The organism is Legionella israelensis (assembly GCF_004571175.1).
GTDB classification, from domain to species: Bacteria; Pseudomonadota; Gammaproteobacteria; order Legionellales; family Legionellaceae; genus Legionella_D; species Legionella_D israelensis.
This window is the reverse complement of sequence record NZ_CP038273.1, coordinates 868,831-890,625: the sequence shown is the minus strand read 5'-3', so window position 1 is coordinate 890,625 and position 21,795 is coordinate 868,831. Positions and strand designations below refer to the sequence as shown.

The window sequence follows — 21,795 nt, the reverse complement described above, 5'->3', positions numbered from 1 at the left end:
ACTACGCGCCTCGGCTTTCAGCCTTCCATGGCGCGCAGCGACAGTCTTTTTTTTGTTAGCCATTCCTTTATTTATGGCATTTTGGATAGTAGCTAAAATAAAAAACGCTGGTTGAATGAGCTCTGATGCATACGTTTGTTTTTCAAGCACCGGAATTTTATAAGGAGTGTGGTTTTATACCCTAACATTCAAGTGTGCAATACACTGATCACGAATTACTATCTAATGGGGGCTTTTTCCTCAATTCCTTGAGCTGACCTAATTTGGATTTTTCATCCAACATTTTTTGCTTGGATCGTCTCGAGCGTCGCTTTTTTTGCCGCTTTATCTTTTCAACTCTTTGCTGCGCTTTCGTTTTTTCATTGCTTATCAGAGCCTGCAATTTCTCACAAAGTCTAAATCTTGCAAAGTACCGATTATCTTCGCGGCTTCTGGACTCCTGGCATTTTATTTCCAGACCAGAAGGTATATGCTTCATGTAAACCGTTGAAGTCGTTTTATGTAGCTTCTGTCCTCCTTTACCACTACCCAGGATGAATTTTTCGACGAGATCAACCTCATGGATCTGGAGTTTTTCCATCTTTTCGGCCAGTTTATCCCATTTATCTTTGCTAATCATGAATTTACTTTATTATCGCGTGAAAAATTTGCCTCTGCACCATTATAATAGCCAATTATAATTTAAAAAATTACTATCCTCTTAATAATTATGAAAATTCTCATTTCTGGTGCTGGCATTGCAGGGCTTTCTTTGGCTTACTGGTTAAAGAAGTATGGCATGGAACCAACAATTGTTGAGCGTGCCTCTGACTTATTGGTTGGTGGCTATAAATTAGACATACGTGGCAGTGCTCTTGAGGTTATCCGTCGCATGGATCTATATGATAAATTGAGACGAAAAAATACCAACATGCAAGACGCCCTTTTGGTGGACAAGCATGGAAAAATAATTGAAAAAATGGATGGGGAAGCTTTTGGACATCGTAGTGGTGATGATCTTGAAGTAGTGCGAGAAGGAATATGTCGCACTTTCTATGAGCATTTAACAGGTGTGGATATATGGTTTGACGATGTCATCGAAGCAGTAGAGCAAACTAACTCAGGCGTTATGGTGAGCTTTAAGAATCACGATAAACAACAGTTTGACCTGCTCATAGGTGCCGATGGCCTGCATTCCAAAGTGCGTCAACTGGTTTTTGGAAAAGAGAAACAATGGTTACACGATTTGGGAGTCTATTTATGCGTTTACGATGCGCCGAATTATCTCAATTTAAATCGCCAGGAAATGCAATTCACCGAGATTGGTCGAGTTGCACAGGTATGGAGTACCGGCGATAACCAAGTCATGAAAGTCTGTTTTGGTTTTGTCAGTAGTGATAAACAGATACCTCTTAAAGATCGTGAGGCTCATTTCATAAGACTAAAGCAAGCCTTTGAAGGGATTGGCTGGGTAGCACCAAAGATGCTTGATTACCAACCTCAAGCCGATGATTATTATTTTGATAAAGCGGCACAAGTAAAAATGGATAGCCTTAGCAAAGGTCGTGTTGCTTTAGTTGGGGACGCTGGTTATTGTGCATCACCCATGTCCGGGCAAGGTACCAGTCTGGCGATTATCGGAGCTTATATCCTTGCGGGTGAACTTGCTTCTGCTAAACAAGATTATACGCGCGCCTTTAAAGCCTATGAAGAGATTATGCGACCATTCATTGCTGCCAACCAGCGCCTCGGCCAACAGGCCGCCAACATGATGAACAGTAAAGATCTTATCAGCCAATTTATCGGCAAAGTCATCCAGAAAGCTCTGAAATATGCACCAGGAAAGTTGGTACAATGGATTATCAACCTATCCAGCAAACGAATCCAAAGAGTAGCCAATTCAATCCAAATTAAAGACTATCCATAAATCAAGGGTAAAAATAACCGGTATTGACTCCTACTTCATAGATGATTGTCAGCAGAATAATATATTCGAGGCAATATCTAGCTAACTCAGTCTCATCTCCGCTGTTTATAAGATGTTAATTTTTTAGTCTATATTTAAAATTATAAGCCAGTTTATTCTGTAATAGAATGAAAGAGTCCTATGGAAATCTAATGAGAGGCCTTCTGAGAGGCCCCGATTTAAAAGTGAGGCAACACAGGACTTTGAAAAGATTCTGAAAGCAATTTTAGACCCGCAACGTTCCATTGATATTGCCTTTAATTATCGTGATGAATTAGAAATTATCGTGGACAATCATCCTTTTAATTTGACACAAATTCTGAAAAATGTTGATTTTGAACATCTCGTATTTCCTCAAAAAATTTATACTGACTATGCGGAATTTTTACGGGGAAAATACTGTTTATAAACCCCATTTAGATTCAATTATTAAAGCTTGGTAATATTGTAAGAGCCTGTGTGTTTTTCGACATCCAACCACATGAGAAAAAATACCAGTTAAAAACCTCCAGTATCGTTCAAATACCATTGAATGAACGATTTGAATTGATTCTGAAAGTCATAGATAACATTAAAGCTAAGAAATTAAGTGAAAAGCTGTTATTTGTTCCTGGTTTTACTTCAGAGAGCATTAGAAGTCAGTGCATTGCCGGGATGAGGAGATTTTGTAACCTGAAGCAGGAGGGTAAAAATATAATTGTTACTGATGAGGATGTGAAAAAACTTAAAGACTTAGCAAGAAAATTTGTCTCTGAAAGTATCTTACTTAACGGAAGTGTTTCCCATTTTTTCTATGACGGAGTCCATTTAGAAGCAGCTCTTGAACAAAATACTTATTAATGAAAATGCTTATACTCTCGCAGCTCTCTTCCGTGAAATCATCGACGCATGTCTATCAGCATGAAGTTTGCTGTCGTCCTGAATATATAAATGCGTACAAATAGAAAATAAAAATGCAGCCGGTATGATGTGGGAATTTTTTTATGAAAACAGTCTGAGTGTTAACAAAAGGTCGTGATTTACTGTGGATATTTTAAGTATGAGCTTTTGAAAAATAAGAAATAGGTGATTTATAATTCCTATAGCTGTCTATAATTGGATTTTCAAAAATTATCATGAGAGGATGAGAAAAATGATAACTAATCCTCTGAATAAAATCCTTTTCTTAATACTTGCAGTTTCTTTTTGCCTCAATGCATATGGATTTGATGAAGAAACGATAAAGAATAGTCAATTAGCCGTAAAAATGGCTGATAACGCTATATCATATTACAACCAGCATGGTTTTAAAAAGACAGTAGCCAAGATTAATAATAATGAACCGCCTTTCAAAGTGAATGAGTACACTTATACCACATTAATGAATGATCACGGCATAATGCTGGCCCATCCAGCTAAACCCTATTTGCGCAATATCAATTTACTTAAATTTTACCACACTGATCCACAAGGAAAGAAATTTATCGAAAAGATTCTGTACGTTGCAAAAAAAGGAGGTAAGTGGGTACATTACCATTACCGTAAGCCTGAGAGTAAAAACCATCGCAAAACTCACCCAAAATATATTCATCCACGTATCTTATACATTAAACCTATTCCAGGAACTCATTTATTTTTTACAGTTGGCTTTTTGACAACTGCCATACACTAAATACATTATTGGATTCAGCGACAGTCGAGTAAGCCGATAGTATGTAAATTCTGCGTGTAAATGACAAAAGTCATTTTTATCTGGGGCAGCATGGTGTGCTGGAGGTTAGAGTCCTGGTTAGATTGTAAGCGCTGGAGCCGACAACTTGTTCATTCGTGGCCTTTGCTATCTCCTTTGCTCTTCGACAAACTTCCGGGCACCCACCACTTGCGACCCAGCCGGGCTGCTTCCTCGGTTGACATGCCACGTGTCTTCCACATCGAAATCAGGATGGAGCCAGCAATCAACAGAGCGGTGATCAGCAGTGCGACCTCGATAGGGATGATTTTTTTCCCGAACCAAGCATTGAGGATCATTTTGATACCCACCATCAGTAACACCAGGGAAAGACCATACTTGAGATAGTGGAAGCGGTGAATAATTCCGGCCAACGCGAAGTAGAGCGCGCGTAGCCCGAGGATGGCGAAGACGTTCGAGGTATAGACAATGAAAGGATCTGTGGTTATGGAGAAGATAGCCGGAATGGAATCCAGCGCGAAAACGATGTCGGTTAGTTCCACTAGTACCAGCACCAGGAATAACGGGGTTATCCACAGGACACCATCGCGGCGCCACACGAAAAAGTGACTGCTTTCAAAACCTGGCGTGACACGAAAATGCCGATGCATGAAAGCCACGATGCGGTTGTTCTTCACGTCTGGCTCCTTGCCAATAGTGACCAGCATTTTGATACCAGTAAGTATAAGGAATACTCCGAAGAGGTAGATCACCCAGTGGAATGCCTCGATGATGGTAGCACCGACCAGAATAAGTGTAGCGCGCATCACAAGCGCGCTTATAATGCCCCAGAACAGAACCCGGTGCTGGTACTGCGATGGCACCGCGAAATGCGTGAAGATCAGCACAAAGACGAAGATGTTGTCAACACTAAGACTCTTCTCAATGAGATAGCCGGTGAGGAACTGATAGCCGGGTGTAGCGCCCTTGAAAACGAACATCCCGGCGGCGAAGATAAGAGCGAGGATGGCGTAGGCCAGGCTCAGCAGCAGGGCATGCTTGACGCTGATGCGCTTGTCGTCGCGATGTATCACACCCAGATCGAAGGCTAGCAGCAGGAGTATGAAGAGATTAAATCCAATCCATGGCCAAACATTGTCCATTCGATACTTCCTTATTTCCGATCGCAGATATAAACTCTGGATTAATTGTACTTGAGTCAGGCCTGTGTTCAAAGCAGCAGAATTCCTTTCTCCATTCCACTGAGGATGAGTGCGCTCTGATAGGAACCGAATTCAGCGAATTTTCTATTCAAGCCCAGTTAATATAACTGTAGCTAAAACTGTCCAAATAATAGCAGAGAAAATTAGTCACAAACTAAGTCCATCTTAGGCTATAATCGATATTCGTAACTTCATTGGATGGGTATAGTATCATTTAAGATTTAATAGCAGATAATGTCATTTGATCAATGGCATATTTCAAGCCATATAAAAATGTTTCAGATAATAAACTTTTCCTAAGACTGGGGTATTTTGTTTTTTCTATGATGAATCTGCCTCCCTTACTTGATAGAATAGATTATAGAAATGCAAGAGGAGTGTTTTCTCTGCTCCAGAGGATAAGAATCTAATAATAAAAAATATGAATATCACTCTTATTTGGTTCCGAAAGGATCTGCGCTTAACAGATAATCCTGCTTTTATATCCGCTTGCAATTATAGTGAGGCAGTTATCCCTCTTTATATTTTAGACAAGACGACAAATTCCTTAGGCGGTGCTCAACAATGGTGGATTCACTATAGTTTACAGTCATTAGCTGATTCTTTGCAAAAAGAAGGATTGAAGTTAGTGTTAAGACAGGGAAATCCGCTAGACATCATTGTGTCACTGACTGAATCATTACCTATACAAACCGTTTACTGGAATCATTGCTATGAGCCCTTAGCCATAAAACGGGATAAAAAAATTAAATCTGTTCTGCAGCAAAGCGGCATTGAGGTTAAAACAATCAATGGTAGTTTGCTTAATGAGCCATGGAAAATTAAAAATCAGCAAGGTGATTATTACAAAATTTTTACGTCTTTTTGGAAGCAATGCTTACAAGTTACCACAGTGCCTGAAAAAATAAGTCTCACGAATTCACCTAAAAGTTATGATGTTTTGTCAGATCGTCTGGAAGAATGGAATTTGCTGCCTGGAAAACCTAATTGGGCATCAGCTTTTGCAAAACATTGGCAGCCGGGTGAAGAAGGGGCGCATACAAAACTCAATGAATTTATTGAGCATCATCTCACAAATTATAAAATAGCTCGTGACAAGCCGGCGGAAAACGCCACATCCAAATTATCACCGCATCTACATTTTGGAGAAATCAGTCCTTGGGATGTTTGGCGAGCTGTAGAATCGGCAAAACTAGATACCTCTTGTAATTTATCTTCTGCAGAGCATTTTCTCTCTGAAATGGGTTGGCGAGAGTTTTCATATCATTTATTGTATCATTTTCCTGCACTGCCTTATGAGAATTACAAAACAGAATTTGATGCTTTTCCATGGCAAAAAGATGACGCTGCACTAACATGCTGGCAAAATGGGGTTACGGGTTATCCGATTATCGATGCGGGCATGCGGGAGTTATGGACTACAGGATATATGCATAATCGTGTTCGCATGATAGTGGCCTCTTTTCTTACAAAAGACTTACTCATCGATTGGCGCTTAGGCGCCGACTGGTTTTTCGATACACTGGTGGATGCGGATTTGGCAAGTAACAGCGCCAATTGGCAATGGGTTGCCGGGTGCGGGGTTGATGCAGCACCATATTTTCGTATTTTTAATCCCGTGCTGCAAAGTCAAAAATTTGATCCTGATGGCTCTTATATTCGTCGATGGGTTCCAGAACTTTCTCAATTGAAAAATTCATCCATACATGCCCCATGGATGGGTGATTCTGCCAGTCAAAGGTTTGTGGAAACTAAATATCCGAAACCTATCATTGATCATCAAAAAGCTAGAGATAGGGCATTGGACTACTATAAACATTTAAAAAAGGAAGTTTCCAAATGAAGCCTTCTTTTTTTATTTTTGGTTTTGGCTACACGGCGCGTGCTTTGGCTCAGAAGCTTGTATTGCAGGATATTAAAGTCGTTGGGACGACGCGTCAGCATAGCAAAAAGATTACTCATCCTACAGCCATTACACTTATCGATTTTGAAGCTCAAGATATAGAATTTTATCTTAGTCAATGCACACACGTATTAATTAGTATTCCTCCCATACAAAATGTTGGAGATCCCGTTTTATCAAATTATGCAGATTTGATTAAGCAATATGCTTCTAATATCGGATGGCTAGGTTATCTTTCTTCTACGGGTGTGTATGGTGATCATCTAGGTAATTGGGTCGATGAAAAGAGCATTTGTAAGCCACATACTTTATCTGGAGTTTTACGTTTAGAAGCAGAACAAGAATGGCTTTCCCATGCAAAAGAAAACCAACTGCCACTGCATATTTTTAGGCTTGCAGCTATTTATGGGCCAGGAAGAAATGCGCTTGAACGCATTCATTTAGGCAAGCAATACAGTATCTTTAAAGAAGGGCAGGTATTTTCTCGGATACATGTGGATGATATTGTGTCCGTGCTTCTTGCTTCAATAAACTCTATTCATCCCTTATCAATATACAACGTAGCGGATGATGAGCCAGAAGCGTCTCATATTGTTGATGCTTATGCGGCTAGTTTGCTTCAGCGTTTACCATTATCTTTAGTTCGGTTTGAAAAAGCCACGATGTCACCGATGGAAAGGCAATTTTATTCATGTAATCGTCGGGTGTCTAACTTGAAAATAAAAAATGAGCTTCATGTTGTTTTGCAGTATCCCAGTTTTCGTGAGGGATTAACTCAGATATGGAGAAATAATTTTGAATAACCGTAATTTGATTTAACTGCCCCCCGCCGGAATCCTGGTAAAAAAGGGATGCGTTCAAACTTTGTACTCATTGATATGCTTATATAAGTTTTCATCCATACCTTCTGGTTGATAAAAATTGAGATGTTCTCCATCTTTTCCATAACGAATATGGTGCTCTGCCAGTAGATTATCGGTATACATATCCCAGTAAGTCCCGTCAACAGAAGCGGTGGACCAACATTGCAGGCATAAGCAAAGCAAGCAGCAACAAATATTTTGGGTATAGTAAAGCTTTTTGATTTTTATAGTGTATATCTTAAGCCCTCATAAATTCCTTATGAAAAATAATCAATCCTTGTGACAGAGACATCTGAAACAAACATTACCCCTGAGTTTTTTTGAAACAATGTTTTTAAACCGAGAGCGATTGTAGATATTGCGCTTTCCGAAGCTACCGCTATAAACATAACTAGCGATGCTTTGTCGTTGAAAAATATTTTTCCCTCATGGAAACCGTGGTGCCCTTGGCCTGATATATTTCGGATCAAGGTGTATCCTTGAACCTTCGCTTCTTTCATCATCGAAACCACCATATGTTCATGTTCGCCATAAACAATCACTTCAATTTTTTTTACAGGATGAAGTTTGATGACTAAATCATTTTTATCCTGAACTTTGATTACACTCATAATTTCTCCAGTTAAAAAGCTAAATTCCATTCACCATCGGTGCTCAGTTTATAAGGTAAATTGTCGATCGGGTCGATCACCACCAAGTGTACCCAATCATTAAAAAATAAGGTTTTTAAAATGGTTTGCTTGTTAATAACATCTCTAACTATCATTCGATGTGCATACACAATCGTTAATAAGCGCTGTGGGGAATGATAAGCTGTTTTATCATCTAACATGACTGACTGTAGCGGTAATCCATGCATGAGATCACTGCCGTTACCTTGCATAACCCCAATTTTACCGATGACATTATGAGTAATTTTACTGCCGCTTCCATACAGGGTATTATCGATAGTTGAAAACAAATATTGAGTATTTATCCATTGTGCAACAACCATTGGGGCAGTTAATATAGTCTCTAACAAAGAACCGTCTTTATCTTGCTCCCAACGGTAGGAATGTAAAAAACAACGTCCCTTGAGGTTAGTATTTTCCGTTAAATATCGTGGAGCGATAATAAAAGCAGCATTTCTTGCAAGTCCCCACTCGGGTCTTGTTTCTGACCAGTCAATACTTCTACGCTCAATTGTTTCCGGTGTATTAAAACCATTTAAATTTTGTCCACGCTCGATATGATTTTTTGATTTCGCCTTTTCTAAATCGTTTATTAATTGATCTAAAAGCTCAGGATAATTGGATGGATTCCTATCATTATGATAAATATTCACCGAGTCGGTGGTGGTGTCATGTTCGGCGCCAAAAAAAATTGTATCGGACGGAATATGAATTCCTTTTTCCTGAAGTTTTTGACGAACAGCGTGTTTATTGAGGATTTGGGCCAGCAATTTTGCGTTGACACCTCCATGATTGGCACCGCAGGCTCCGCAGTCAAGTGCAGAGGCATAGGGGTTATTTTGAGTAGAACTTCCATGGCCACAAAGAACAATAATTTTTGCAAAATTTTCCGTTAGCCCCATTAGTCTTAAAATAATATCAGCGTAAACTATTTGTTCATTTAAAGTGATACCTTGCTTCAGGTCATGTGTATTAACATCGCAACAGGGTTCGGTTGCAATCGTTGAATTAATGATTTTTGACAATGCGTTTGTGAAATGAGATGAGGAGGTTATCGATTTCAAAAGCATGGTGATTCCGCACCAGACTCCTAATGATTCTGCCAGTGCAAAAGGAGTAGAAAAATTATATTTCAATTGCTGATAAATGATTTTTAGAGCATCATAAAAACGTTTGATTTTTTGATGCTCATCAATACATGAAGAAAGCGGCTTTTCTTCAATATTAAAACGCGGCTTTAATAAGACCGGGCAGGAGTCTTTAATTTTGCCACTGTGATAATCTTTAACCCGAATAGGCAATCCGAAAAATCCTGCAAACCCCAAAGTTTCATAATTCCCTTGTGATTCAATGGCTCTACGGTAAGGTTCAGAGCGAACATCAATACAAAAAACTAATTGTGCATCGGGCCTGTTATTTCTAGGTATTGCTTTTTCTAATTCAGGCAAAAGCGCTTGTAAGAGATTTTGCCTGTAATCATCTTCTTTTCTTTTCAATGTTTGGACGATCTGCTTGGCTAAAAAATTATTTTTTACTTTTTTTTTTGAGCCGCCTCAGGCCATAATAAACGAGTAATAATTAACCTAACGGCCAAAAAATCTGTTAAGTTTACTGGTTTTGATTCTGTATCAGTATCACTTTTCCTTTCACTTCGCCACTTAACAAATCCAGCCCAACCAGGTAAATGAAAAAAGGTTTCCTTGATAAACGATTCATGCTCGCCTTTAGTAACGTGTAAATCATCTAGGCAGCGTTTGATAGCAAGCTCTGCGCTTTCCGGTAAAGCTGACAACCAATCTTTCAGGTCTTTTTGATTCTGATGAAGCTGTTTGTCAAAAGGCGCCAGTTTCAAAAAACCGAAGTAAAATCCTTTTTCAGAATGTGGTAAATTGATAGTGCCCTGGCCAGCATCAAGAAAAGCGCCGCACCACTTAATCATTTGCAGATTAACTGCTTTCAATCGCTCGTTATCGGATGATTTCTTTAACAAAGCCTCACTGCATATAATTGCTTCCTCGAACGGCATTGACTCAAATCCATGCAGAGGATTACAGGCGATAAATGTTTCTAAAGGCCAAACGGGTGTAATGAATTGAGCACAATTTTGTACTAAGGCTTGAATTTCTATTTGGTTATTGTTTATTTTAAAGTCTATCGTTTCTTGTTGTCGAGACTCAGTGACTTTTATAGCTTCTTGAGTATTCATAAGAACTCCTTAAACGGATCAAAACTGATAAGTATTACGGATTGTGGTAATTGTTTTGGGGTGAGGCTGGCTTTGATTGAGCATCATCATGTAAAACCTATCCCATGCTCTTGATTCTTTAATTTTATTGACAAGACCAAAGTTGAATGCAAACCAGATAATCCCAAATAAAGCTAATGTCATTAAATGTATGATATTTAATTTTGTTATGGGTACTGTATTCAAATTAGGTAGGATGGATTCAATTAGATAAACGCTTCCTCCATATAAAATTCCCAAAAGAAACGTGATGGGTAAAACAAAAACATATTTTGTAAAGTTTCGAATACAATTTTGCATAGCGAGGCTAATCTGTGCGCCAGAAATAAAGGCAAAAACGAGTAGGAAGCTAGTTGGCTCTAAGGAAAAGGTAGGCTTATCAGTTACGAAAGCAAAGGCACTCATCGCTAATAGCCCACCTGCTGTAGATAATAAAATTAAGAATAAAATATTTGTTTTTGTAGAACTTACAGGTTTAGTTTGAGTGATGGCAGACCCTGAACTTAAAAAAAGATATGCTTTAAATAATCCATGCCAGCAAAGATGGGTAATTGCTGCGGAAAATAAACCTAGCGCGCATTGCATCATCATAAATCCCATTTGCGCCATAGTGGAGCAGGCCAGTATACGCTTAATATCGGTTTGAATTAATTTCCATATATTTCCCAGAACAGTAGAAATAGCGCCGAGAAGAAAAAGGATGGTCAATAAACTCTCATTAGTGGAAAATAAGGGTGCAAATTTAACAATTAGAATACCTCCCCCGTTTACAAGCCCTGCGTGCATGAGAGCAGATACTGGAGTTGGCGAGTTTAGCGAACTGATAAGCCAGCGATGAAAAGGCCATATAGCTGATTGCGTAAGAGCGGCGAGTAAAATGAGACTCAGAGCCAGTTTTAGGACCAATGAATGAATAATATTGGAGTTTATTAAAAACTCAATGGAGGTCGAATCATTTACTGAATACAGTAAAGTTATTGCCAGAATAAGACAAAACGAACCAAACATTAATGCTTTTAAAGCCAACCAGCCTGAATTTTTAGCCGCTTCCCATTCTCCTTTATGAATCATAAGCAGAACTAAAAAAACATTACTTACTCATGTTACGCACAATCGACTTTAACGAGCCATATTTTTTAACTCCTGCATAGCAATTTGGTTAGCCCTGAGTATTAATTTGTACTTGATGGCAAAGTGATTCAATTTTGTCTTTATTTTCATCATTTCCAGTTTGCAGTATGCAATGATTGCGGCAAAGATATGGTTGGATTGTGTTTTAACCGTACGGGTTGGAGACTTGTTCAGGCTTGCATTTTGTTTAATTGACTTGTGATACTCTTCAATCCGCCACCGTTTCTGGTACACTTCATAAAGACGTTCGGCACTGCTGGTCATGTCATTAGAAACGAGATAGAGAACCCCTGTAGAACCATTTTCGTTTTTGAAAATTTTCTTCAAAAGCCTCACTGGGAAGTCTAATCCCTTGAGATAGACTGTGTGGGCTATGTCCTCTTCAAGCTCTAATTCTCTGACTTTTGTGTACCGTCCGTTGTTGGCGTCGTTTTTGGATAAAGCTAAGGTTCGATTAGATTTAATCCCAATAATAAACGATTTTTGAAGGTCATTATGGATGTAAGCCATATTGGCCTTCGAGCCAAACCAATTGTCCGCAAGTACAAAGTCAAACAACACATGATTACTAACCGCTTGTGCGATAAGCTTGCGAAAAAGTTCATTTTTAGTCGTGGATGACTTTCTGCGAGCTTGCCTTGTTTCAATGTCACAAAAAGCAACGTCTTTTTTGATAACTTCATAACCAACAGGAACACTGAAGTCACCATACCGAACCATGCAGGTCAGGATATTAATCCCTTTGACCACATCACCTTTAGCATGGGAATAATGCCAACAATTAATTTCATTCTCATCCGTGTAAGGCTTCTCCTCAATCGAGTCATCCAATAAAAGAACACCGTCTGATGCTTCACTCTCCCTGACTGACTTCTTGACATAATTCCAGAGCGCTTTGGAACCAAAATCTTGTAGTCGTAAAAATCGTGTCACCTTGTCGTGAGCAAATTCACCATCCAACATCTCCGATAAACCTGTAGCTGTTGCATATTTATTCTGGCAAATCAAATAGTCACTATAAATATCAAGCATATCCATTAAATCTTCCTCCCTAAAAATCAGGGATGAAATTTTAATTAAATTTCAGGGAGCAGCAAGGTTTAGTGCGTAACATGAGTTACTTAATGACCATCCAATCCAGAAAAGAAAAATATTATCCACCATTACCCAAGACATAGCGCTTAAAGTAATTGCTGAAAGAGTAAAAAAATAACGGCGATAAAACCGATCACCTGCCATATACCGGATTGAAAATCGATGAACTATAAAACTTACAAATAAAATTAGTGTGCAAAGTAAACTATTTGGGGTTGTTAAATGAAGAAAAAAGAAATAAAAAGAAGAGGTTCCTAAGCCTTTAATGAAAAGCAGTAAACTTGAAATAAAACCTAGACCTATCAAAAAACTTGCAAGCCTTGCTGCATCCTCTTTTTTCTCTTTAAACAATAAATGAATAAGAAAAGTTGTGCAGGGAGCGCCGATAATCAGAATTAGTAATATAAATGAAATAATTCCCACACTATTCACCATTAGAATAATTTATATTAGAATCGAAATATATTAGCATTTATGATATAAGTAAAATTAAAAATATTTATCAATATTATTAGGATTTCTAATGAGTTTAGATACGGTCACCTTACAGTGCTTTTTAGCAGTAGCAGAAACTCAAAGCTTTACGAAAGCAGCCCTTCGTATAGGACGAACCCAATCGGCCGTAAGTCAGCAAATAGCAAAACTCGAAAATATGCTCGATAAAGCTTTATTTAATCGTGGTCGTGAACTCTCATTAACAACCGATGGTGAGTTATTTTTAGGATATGCCACACGAATCTATGAATTGCATCGCGAATCATTAGATCGTTTTAAAGCTCCCGAGTTGCATGGAGAATTAAGGTTTGGATTGCCTGAAGATTTTGCAAGCATGATGCTATCTGATGTTTTGCTCGAATTTACAAGACTTCATCCCCGTGTGATGTTAAACGTTCAATGCGATCTAACGCTAAATTTAATTGAACGCTATAAAAAAGGTGAATTTGATTTAATTCTTATTAAAATAAACCAGGATTATGAGCTCACTGATATAGTCACGGTATGGAATGAGCCTGTCGAATGGGTTGGGAAAAAAGATCTTTTACCTGCTTTAGACAAAAATACGATAATTCCGTTAGTTCTTTCTCCCTCACCATGTGTATACAGAGGTGATGTAATAGACTCATTGGATAAACATAGGATGGATTGGCGTCTCGTCTATATTAGTCCCAGTTATGCGGGAAAAATGGCTGCCGTTCGGGCTGGTTTGGGAATTACCGCTATCCAACGCAGCTTAATTCCAAATGATCTTGACCGACTTGATTTTAGCTTCCTGCCTTCTTTAAATGATATCCAGGTCTCTTTATTAAAGAAGCGTGACAATAATAAAGCAGTGGAATCGCTTGAATATTTTATATTAAAAAAATTAAAGCACTAGTATTTCCAATGAAGAGATGAAGGAATGAATAAACAAGAAATTGGATCAATAAAAGAAGTCTTGGATCACTCAACGATAATGTCCATTTTGATAATCAGCCTGCTTGCCAGCTTGTTATCATTAACGATTCCCGTTGCAGCACAGACATTAATTAACTTAATCGCCTTTGGGAAGCTACTTCGACCTGTACTGACGCTAAGCGTCATCGTATTTATTTTTATGTTGGCTTTAGGTGCTTTGAATGTATGGCAAATTATTATAGCTGAGGTTATTCAGCAAAAATTAATGGTCAAAATCAGCCTAAATCTTACAAATCAGTATAATCATTTATCCTTAAGTAACTTTTCTGCTCATTACGGACCTGAGTTGGTAAACCGGTTTTTCGAAATCGTTACGATAAAAAAATCACTGGCTAACTTACTGATTTACGGAATTAATCTTTCTCTGCAAGTTTTTTTTGGTTTAATTCTTTTACTTATCTATCATCCTTTATTTCTTGTATTTGATGCTATTGTCATTTTAGGGGTGCTAATAGTGATTTTTGTTCCTTATCGCAAAGCAATAGAAAGCGCTAAAAAAGAATGCATCGAAAAACATAACGTAGGGGCGTGGTTAGAGGAAATTTTAATCAATCGATTTTTATTTCGCTTTAATCTTTATCACCGTTTTGTAACTCAACAAACCGACAAACGATTGGTTTCTTTTTTAAAAGCAAGAAATCTGCATTTTAAACAATTGGTGAAGCACCAAATCGGATTTAATTTTTTATCTGCGTTAGTAAGCAGTCTATTATTAGGAGTTGGAGGCTATTTAGTCATCAATGATCAGTTAAGTTTGGGTCAACTTGCTGCTGCTGAAATTGTACTCGGTGCTTTAATTTATAGCTTTAAACGCTTTGGTGCGCTATTAGAAAATTATTACGATATGATTGCTTCTGAAAACAAAATTGAATCGGTTATTAATCTGCCCATTGAAAAATTTGATACGAAACTCCATGAAATCTATGAGCCGATCCAAAGTATTGAAATCCGAAATCAGGCTAAAACTAATGCTCAGACAAATGCCGACAGCCCTTTATTAGTTTTTTCCAATAATCCGGATCGTTGTCAAAATTTTACAAGAGAACTTCTTGGATTCAGGGAGGAAACTGAATATCAATTTTATATTAACGATACATCCTGCTCCCAAAGTCATCGAATTGCAATTCGTCAAATGAGTATGCTAATAGCTCAGCCCGAATGGTTTGCTGGTACGATTTATGACAATTTGCTGTTGGGTCATAAAAACATTACCAATAAAAGGATTATGGAAGAACTAAAGTACTTTAATCTTCTTGAGAAAATAATGGATCAGCCGAATGGCTTAAAGACTATTGTTTATGAATGGAAGACAATTTTCTCACACTACGAATTAACTCAGCTGATGTGCATTCGCGCAATACTTTTTGAGCCGCAATTGCTTGTTATTGATCGTGCTTTTGATGTTTTTAATGATGAACAATTGGATATGATAATGTCTCGTTTTCAGGAATTAAAAAAAACCATTTTAATCATTGTTAGCCAAAAGAAAAATTTCAAATACATAACTAATCGTTTGGTGATTCAATCATGAAATTATATGCTGCGAACATGATTGGAAAATTACCAAAACCTAAAAATATAATAAAAATTCTTTTTATTTTGCTCATCTTATTTGTCGGATTTTTAGGCTTTACCCCTTGGCAGCAGTTTGCTTTGGGCAATGGTCAGGTCATTGCATTTTCTCCTACTGAAAGACAGCATACTGTGAACTCACCTATCACTGGCCGTATTAAAAAATGGTACGTCGATGAGGGTATGAATGTAAAACCAGGTGATCCAATCGTTGATATTACCGATATTGATCCTGAACTGTTGCGCCGTTTAGAAATGGAAAAAAAAGCCATACTGCTTCGTATTGAAGTCGCCGAAAAAGCTGTAGCTGCTGCACAAGCCCATCTTGAAAGGCAGAAAAAATTGTTTGAGGAAGGCATTAATTCAAAACGTCAATATGAATTAGCTCAAATTGAATACTCTAAACATCAAAATCAATTAGCGCAAGCTAAGATTGATAAAGTGAAGATTGATATTCAGATCGCTCGGCAGAAATCACAACGTGTTGATGCGCATGCAGCTGGTACGATATTTAAACGGCTCACCGGGGAGCACAGTGTTTTAGTAAAAAAAGGAGATGTTTTAGCTGAAATTATACCTGATACACAATCTCGTGCCGTGGCTCTTTGGATTGATGGCAACGATATTCCTTTCGTCAGACTAACTCAAAAAGCACGTTTGCAATTTGAGGGTTGGCCTGCTATCCAGTTTCGCGGATGGCCAGAAATTGCTGTTGGGACATTTGGAGGAAGAGTTTCTTTTATTGACCCAACAGATAATGGACAGGGTTATTTTCGTGTGGTTATTTTACCTGATGAGCCATGGCCCAAACCAAGATTTTTAAGACAAGGAGTAAGAGTACATGGGTGGATCCAATTAGGAGTAGTCCCTTTATGGTATGAGCTATGGCGTCAATTTAATGGTTTTCCACCAGAGAGCGCTTTTCAAAAAAAGGCTGTATAATGCATATTTCATTGTATTTTATAAAAAAGATCTCTCTCTTATTTTTTATCGTTTACTCTTTATTTTTTTCCCGAAATTGTTTTTCTCATCAATCTAACGAATTAAAACTTGAAGACGTTTTATCCAGTGTAAATTGCTATTATCCCCAGATAAAAATCGCCTTTTTAAAAATCAATAAAGCACATGGCGATTATATTACTGCTTTAGGGCAGTTTGATCCTTCATTGAATGCGCTCGCTCGCTCTCAACCCGTTGGCGGATATATTAATAACTATGGAGACACAGAGCTTAATATTCCCACATTTTATAATGGTTTGAAATTTTTTGCAGGTTATAGAAATGGTCAAGGAGACTGGCCAATTTATTATCAAAATTATTTAACAAATTCCGGAGGGGAATACAGAGCGGGTTTATCATTTCCTCTTTTGCGTGACCGCTTGATCGATAAAGAGCGTACAGAATTATTAACCAAAGCAGAAACCATTTGCATAAAAAAAATCGACGCGGAAATGACCAAAATCAATATTTACCAAGAAACAGTAAAAGCTTATTGGCAATGGGTCGAAGCCGGTTTACAACTAAAAATGTATAATGAACTGTTACAATTAGCCAGATTGCGTCAGGAAGCAATTGAAAAAAGAGCAAATGAGGGTGATTTGCCAAAACTTGCCATTGCAGAAAATATGCAACAAATTGTGCAACGCGAACAATTACGTAATCAAGGACAAATGGCCTTTCAACAAGCTGCCATTCAATTATCTCTTTATTACCGGAATAAAGAAGGGAAACCGGAAATACCTTTTGAAAGTAAATTGCCAACTTTCTTACCGAAACGATCATTAATTCAGCCACAGATTTTTTCACAATTAAAAAAACATCCGGCAATCAAAAGGCTACAAGTTTATAAAAAAATAGTAAAACTTAAATTAGGCTTGGCACAAAATGAATTGCTTCCGAATTTAGATGCCACAGTATCTACTTTTAAACAGTATGGCAGCGGAGGGGATCCTTTGTTAATTCCTCAGGCAGCAATGGTTGGTGTTACATTTAAGCTACCCTTATACCGAAATGAAGCCAAAGGAAAAGTGATTAGTGCTCAAAGTGAATTGCAACAAATTGAGACAGAAGTTAAATTTTTATATGAACGGTTAAAGAATGAACTTTCAAGATTATTTATTGGAATAAAGCTTTATCAGCAACAAGTACATCTTCTTGAAAAAGAATTGATATTAGCGCGCCAGCTTCAAATTGCGGAAACCAAAAAATTCCATGCAGGGGACAGCACTCTATTTTTAGTGAATCAGAGAGAGCAGGCTGCAGCCCAAGTAGAGTTGAATTGGAATAATGCCAAAATAAAATTACTTGTAATGAACGATTTAGTGCGTTTCTTTTCACAACCGTTTATCAAAAAAGGTTAAACGTAAACTACCAGTAATTGTCCTTCCTGAGACGTAGGTAACAGTTTTGCATTTGGGGGGAATCTGAGATGCCTTGGAAGGAGTAATCTTGCAGATGAAAAATTAAAATTTCTTGCTCGACTGCTCGACCAATGATCGTGGACAAAATCTGGTGATGATTATTTTTTATTAAACTTATTTTTTTTCCGCCGATAACAAAGAAAATGAAACAAAAATAAGGAAATTATCGTGTGGGAAAAAATCATAATTATCATTGGATGTTCATTGATTAGTTTTTCCCTATCTTTAAATACCTGGGCTGTCCCTCAACAAATTTACACAAATCAAAATTATCTCGAAGCCATACGTACAAGAGATGAATTAAATATTCAATCCATCGATGATGTTTTCCAATTTATTTTTAATCAATTACCGGATGAAGTTACAGTATATCCTACTGAAAATTATTATTATTATTCGTTTTATCATAATGGCATTGAGCTATCGGGTAATATCCGCTTAGATGCATTAGACAGAGATAAGGGCATTGTTCACTTTGCTTATTTTTCTACTTATAACCGCTGGAATGAAGAACTGATTAATAAATATAAAAAATTTGCTGCTAAAGATAATTTACAAGTCAAAAAAATAAGTGATTTACGTTACCAACTGACTTTAGATAAAAAATCAGTCATTTTTAATTTAAATGATCTACGTAATATCACCCCTCCTGCTTCAAAAATTCGAAAAGATGAGCAATTTATAGGTCCAGTGTTTGATGAGTCGGGTATTCAGTTTTATTTGGTTTACAATCCGAAAGTAAAACGTTTCTATTACATCCTCAACGAACATGAAACAGTACCTGATACCTTTACTCCCTCTCGAATCAGTAATGATATCCTCATCGGTACACGCACAGGATTTTCATTTTATCGCGACAATTATAAGAATCGTTTAATTTTAATTGGCGTATATGCTGGCAACTCAATGGTTAATAATTATTTTGATGGCCCGTTTGATCAGTTACCTGATAACTTTATTAAAGGGGATCAATTAAAAAATGCATTTATTGATCAACGCCCTGAACTAAAAGGAGAAATTGATCGATTCGGCAATACAGATAATGGTGCAAGCCGTGTGCTGATTACTCCGTACATTCATTATTCCTATGAACAGCAATTAAGCGTTTATAAAGACTGTACACAAAAAGCAGGTAAAAATATTAATGCTTATTATTCATGTTTTGAGCAAGAAGAACCTGATTTGACTGATTATGGGGAAGAATGATGATAAATCATATAACATCGATAACCCTTATGTTTACTTTAATGATTTCATTACCAGGATTTACACAAAAAGCCATTCAGCCTGGAGAAGCTTATAACACACGCTTTTCAGGAGTTAAAAAAGATAGTGAAAAAGGTAAAAACATTATTGATATTGATGGAAAGGTAGGCAGTATTATCGATCTGCGTTATCCCAAAGTTCCGCCCAATGGTTTACATTGGATCAATGAACCGCAACGGTTGTCCATAACCGCTAAAGACGCTGGACAAGTGTTTGGCATTGCCATTGATGATAATGATCCTGCTAATATTTATCTCACGGCGACTTCTAAATTTGGTTTACACCGTAATGACGATAACAGTGACTGGATGAAAGGTATGTGGGGTAAACATGGTGGTCCAGGAACAGTCTATCGCTTACAAGCAAAAAATAATTACCAGCCGGAGGTCTTTACTGAAATCAAATTGGATGAACGCAGCAATACGGGTGCTGCTTTAGGTAATATTGCTTATGATGTGAAAAACAAGCAACTTTTTGTCTCTGATTTGGAAACTGGAATGATTCATCGCATCGATGCAGAAACAGGTGAATTACTTGACCATTATGATCATGGTAAAGACGGGCGTAGCGAATTTTTAGATAAACCAACAGGAGAATTTTTAAAATTAGCTGAAATAGTTTTTAATCCATCCTCAAAAGCAAACATTAGAAACTGTAGAGCCAAATTTGACGTTACCCCAGAATGTTGGAATTTAGCTTCTGCCGGGCGGAGAGTATGGGGACTTGGAGTTTACACAGATCCCAACGGTGCGACACGCTTATATTATTCGGTCTGGACCGGGGGAAATGACGATCAAAACAGCATCTGGTCAATTGGAATTGATCAAAATGGTGAATTTGATTTCAATGATGTACATCGCGAATTTATATTGCCCATAAAGCATCTCAACAATAATTTAGCAATATCAGACATTGCTTTTTCAGACAAAGGAGAAATGTTGGTTGTGGAAAATGGTGAGCTGCGAAACTTAAGGGTTATGTCCGTAAACTGCTGTAAATTCAGGTTGACTTTTTAGGAGTGGAGTCATCGCTAAAATTCGGTACTATTGAGTTGTGAAAAACAATAACTATCGAAGGAGATTAGCGATGACGGATTACAATATTACAGTTGGAAAGGAATTGCTTCCAGAACTTTTATCAAGCCAGGATGGGCTCGCAAAGCTTGTTGAAGGTGTATTGAATCAGGTATTGGAGGCACAGGTGTCAGAAAGTCTGGGAGCAGACAAGCATGAACGTTCAGGTGAACGTATAGGCTATCGTAACGGTTACCGTCCAAGACAACTATACACTCGTGTGGGACCAGTCACTCTTCAAGTGCCGCAGACACGTGATGGCTCTTTTTCTACCGATATTTTTAAGCGCTATCAACGCAGTGAGCAGGCTTTTGTATTGGCTCTGATGGAAATGGTTGTTAATGGCGTATCAACCAGAAAAGTTAATAACATTACTGAAGAACTTTGCGGTGCTAGTTTTTCAAAGTCAACCGTCAGTCAACTGTGTTCTGGTCTTGATGCAAGAGTCAGAGCCTTCAACGAGCGTCGGTTTGATGGTGACAACTACCCATTTATCATGGTTGATGCGATGTTTATCAAGTGTCGTGATGGTGACAGAGTCGTGTCTCGAGCAGCCTTGACCATCTCGGGTATCAGAAGTGATGGCTACCGTGAAATACTGGGCCTTCGCATTGGTGACACTGAGAGCTATGCTACATGGGATGAAGCGTTTAAATGGCTAAAATCTCGTGGGCTAAAAGGCGTGATGTATGTTGTGTCAGACCAGCATGCAGGGCTTGTGGAAGCGGCTAGAAAGCACTTTCAAGGTGCAACCTGGCAACGATGCCAAGTTCACTTGATGCGCAACATCCTCGGGCACTGCTCTGTCAGACACCGCAAAGATGTTGCTGAAAAGGCAAAGCTTGTTTTTCAGGCACCTGATATGGAAGAAGCCAGGCGTAGACGCGATGATTTTATTGATGCCTTTGAGAAAAAAGCACCAAAATCAGTTACCTGCCTTGAGGAGGCTTTTGACGATGCCATGGTAGTTATGGCGTTGCCGGAGAAATACAGGAAGCGACTTCGCACCACCAACATGCAAGAGCGAATTAACGAGGAAATCAGGCGCCGAGAACGAGTGATAAGGATATTTCCTAATGATGATTCTGCATGGCGGCTGATTGGCGCTTTATTAGCTGAACAAAACGAGCAGTGGCAATCAAGGCGTTATCTTAATATGGACGAATTTAATGACTGGCTGGCTGAGAATGAAGCCGGAAAGTCTAATGTTGTAGGGATGAATGCTTTGACTAAATAACGTACTAACTTGATAGGCTGAATTAATGGGAATTTACAGCACTTTTTG

General features: G+C 38.1%; 20 protein-coding genes. 12 read left to right on the top strand and 8 right to left on the bottom strand.

The genetic code is table 11. The annotated features are described in order from the left end of the window. Positions 1-208 precede the first annotated feature (208 nt). A complete protein-coding gene (locus tag E4T55_RS03925) occupies positions 209-619 on the bottom strand; it encodes a peptide chain release factor family protein (RefSeq protein WP_058500888.1) in 411 nt (136 codons plus the stop codon). 90 nt (positions 620-709) lie between these two features. Between E4T55_RS03925 and E4T55_RS03920 the strand changes: the two genes are divergently transcribed. The 3 genes from E4T55_RS03920 to E4T55_RS03910 all read left to right on the top strand — a co-directional run bounded on the left by E4T55_RS03920 (position 710) and on the right by E4T55_RS03910 (position 3,596). Beyond that, entirely contained in the window at positions 710-1,906 is a 1,197-nt protein-coding gene (locus E4T55_RS03920; RefSeq protein ID WP_065235968.1) for an FAD-dependent monooxygenase, read from the top strand. A gap of 498 nt (positions 1,907-2,404) precedes the next feature. Further along, entirely contained in the window at positions 2,405-2,785 is a 381-nt protein-coding gene (locus E4T55_RS03915) for a hypothetical protein (protein ID WP_058500887.1), read from the top strand. A 292-nt stretch (positions 2,786-3,077) separates the two neighbouring features. Then, the gene (locus E4T55_RS03910; protein WP_058500886.1) at positions 3,078-3,596 is read left to right on the top strand and encodes a cache domain-containing protein; all 519 of its coding nucleotides are present in this window, start codon (positions 3,078-3,080) and stop codon (positions 3,594-3,596) included. A gap of 149 nt (positions 3,597-3,745) precedes the next feature. Here the strand turns inward: E4T55_RS03910 and E4T55_RS03905 are convergent, their stop codons facing one another. After that, the gene (locus E4T55_RS03905; protein WP_058500885.1) at positions 3,746-4,756 is read right to left on the bottom strand and encodes a TerC family protein; all 1,011 of its coding nucleotides are present in this window, start codon (positions 4,754-4,756) and stop codon (positions 3,746-3,748) included. Between the two features lie 481 nt (positions 4,757-5,237). On the opposite strand from E4T55_RS03905, the gene E4T55_RS03900 reads away from it, so the two are divergent. Continuing rightward, entirely contained in the window at positions 5,238-6,659 is a 1,422-nt protein-coding gene (locus tag E4T55_RS03900) for a cryptochrome/photolyase family protein (protein ID WP_058500884.1), read from the top strand. Further along, complete coding sequence (locus E4T55_RS03895) at positions 6,656-7,522, top strand: SDR family oxidoreductase (protein WP_058500883.1); 867 nt, start codon at positions 6,656-6,658, stop codon at positions 7,520-7,522. The genes E4T55_RS03900 and E4T55_RS03895 overlap by 4 nt, the downstream gene beginning before the upstream one ends. 317 nt (positions 7,523-7,839) lie before the next feature. Here the strand turns inward: E4T55_RS03895 and E4T55_RS03885 are convergent, their stop codons facing one another. The 6 genes from E4T55_RS03885 to E4T55_RS03865 are packed head-to-tail and all read right to left on the bottom strand — an operon-like array spanning position 7,840 to position 13,147. Beyond that, positions 7,840-8,193 (bottom strand): DUF190 domain-containing protein, encoded by a 354-nt coding sequence (locus E4T55_RS03885; RefSeq protein WP_058500906.1) that lies wholly within the window; start codon positions 8,191-8,193, stop codon positions 7,840-7,842. 11 nt (positions 8,194-8,204) lie between these two features. Continuing rightward, complete coding sequence (locus tag E4T55_RS03880) at positions 8,205-9,749, bottom strand: putative inorganic carbon transporter subunit DabA (protein WP_223168279.1); 1,545 nt, start codon at positions 9,747-9,749, stop codon at positions 8,205-8,207. A 35-nt stretch (positions 9,750-9,784) separates the two neighbouring features. Next, the gene (locus E4T55_RS15530; RefSeq protein ID WP_223168278.1) at positions 9,785-10,459 is read right to left on the bottom strand and encodes a putative inorganic carbon transporter subunit DabA; all 675 of its coding nucleotides are present in this window, start codon (positions 10,457-10,459) and stop codon (positions 9,785-9,787) included. 18 nt (positions 10,460-10,477) lie between these two features. Beyond that, on the bottom strand, positions 10,478-11,569 hold the full coding sequence (locus E4T55_RS03875; protein WP_058500882.1) for a proton-conducting transporter transmembrane domain-containing protein: 1,092 nt from the start codon (positions 11,567-11,569) through the stop codon (positions 10,478-10,480). 48 nt (positions 11,570-11,617) lie between these two features. Then, entirely contained in the window at positions 11,618-12,667 is a 1,050-nt protein-coding gene (locus E4T55_RS03870; RefSeq protein ID WP_115325247.1) for an IS701 family transposase, read from the bottom strand. A 45-nt stretch (positions 12,668-12,712) separates the two neighbouring features. Further along, positions 12,713-13,147, bottom strand: coding sequence for a hypothetical protein (locus tag E4T55_RS03865; RefSeq protein ID WP_058501104.1), 435 nt, complete (start codon positions 13,145-13,147; stop codon positions 12,713-12,715). 100 nt (positions 13,148-13,247) lie between these two features. On the opposite strand from E4T55_RS03865, the gene E4T55_RS03860 reads away from it, so the two are divergent. The 7 genes from E4T55_RS03860 to E4T55_RS03830 all read left to right on the top strand — a co-directional run bounded on the left by E4T55_RS03860 (position 13,248) and on the right by E4T55_RS03830 (position 21,747). Next, the gene (locus E4T55_RS03860; RefSeq protein WP_058501105.1) at positions 13,248-14,099 is read left to right on the top strand and encodes a LysR substrate-binding domain-containing protein; all 852 of its coding nucleotides are present in this window, start codon (positions 13,248-13,250) and stop codon (positions 14,097-14,099) included. Between the two features lie 24 nt (positions 14,100-14,123). Continuing rightward, the gene (locus tag E4T55_RS03855; protein ID WP_115325278.1) at positions 14,124-15,710 is read left to right on the top strand and encodes an ABC transporter transmembrane domain-containing protein; all 1,587 of its coding nucleotides are present in this window, start codon (positions 14,124-14,126) and stop codon (positions 15,708-15,710) included. Beyond that, a complete protein-coding gene (locus tag E4T55_RS03850) occupies positions 15,707-16,693 on the top strand; it encodes an HlyD family secretion protein (RefSeq protein WP_058501106.1) in 987 nt (328 codons plus the stop codon). Before E4T55_RS03855 ends, E4T55_RS03850 begins: the two co-directional genes overlap by 4 nt. Continuing rightward, on the top strand, positions 16,693-18,111 hold the full coding sequence (locus E4T55_RS03845; protein WP_058501107.1) for a TolC family protein: 1,419 nt from the start codon (positions 16,693-16,695) through the stop codon (positions 18,109-18,111). The genes E4T55_RS03850 and E4T55_RS03845 overlap by 1 nt, the downstream gene beginning before the upstream one ends. 228 nt (positions 18,112-18,339) lie before the next feature. Continuing rightward, positions 18,340-19,377, top strand: a complete 1,038-nt coding sequence (locus tag E4T55_RS03840; RefSeq protein ID WP_058501108.1) for a hypothetical protein — start codon at positions 18,340-18,342, stop codon at positions 19,375-19,377. Then, positions 19,374-20,453 carry a YncE family protein gene (locus tag E4T55_RS03835; RefSeq protein WP_135121913.1) on the top strand — a complete coding sequence of 360 codons (1,080 nt, stop codon included), beginning with the start codon at positions 19,374-19,376 and terminating at the stop codon, positions 20,451-20,453. Before E4T55_RS03840 ends, E4T55_RS03835 begins: the two co-directional genes overlap by 4 nt. Before the next feature lie 70 nt (positions 20,454-20,523). After that, entirely contained in the window at positions 20,524-21,747 is a 1,224-nt protein-coding gene (locus E4T55_RS03830; RefSeq protein ID WP_115325208.1) for an IS256 family transposase, read from the top strand. The last annotated feature ends 48 nt before the right edge of the window (positions 21,748-21,795 follow it).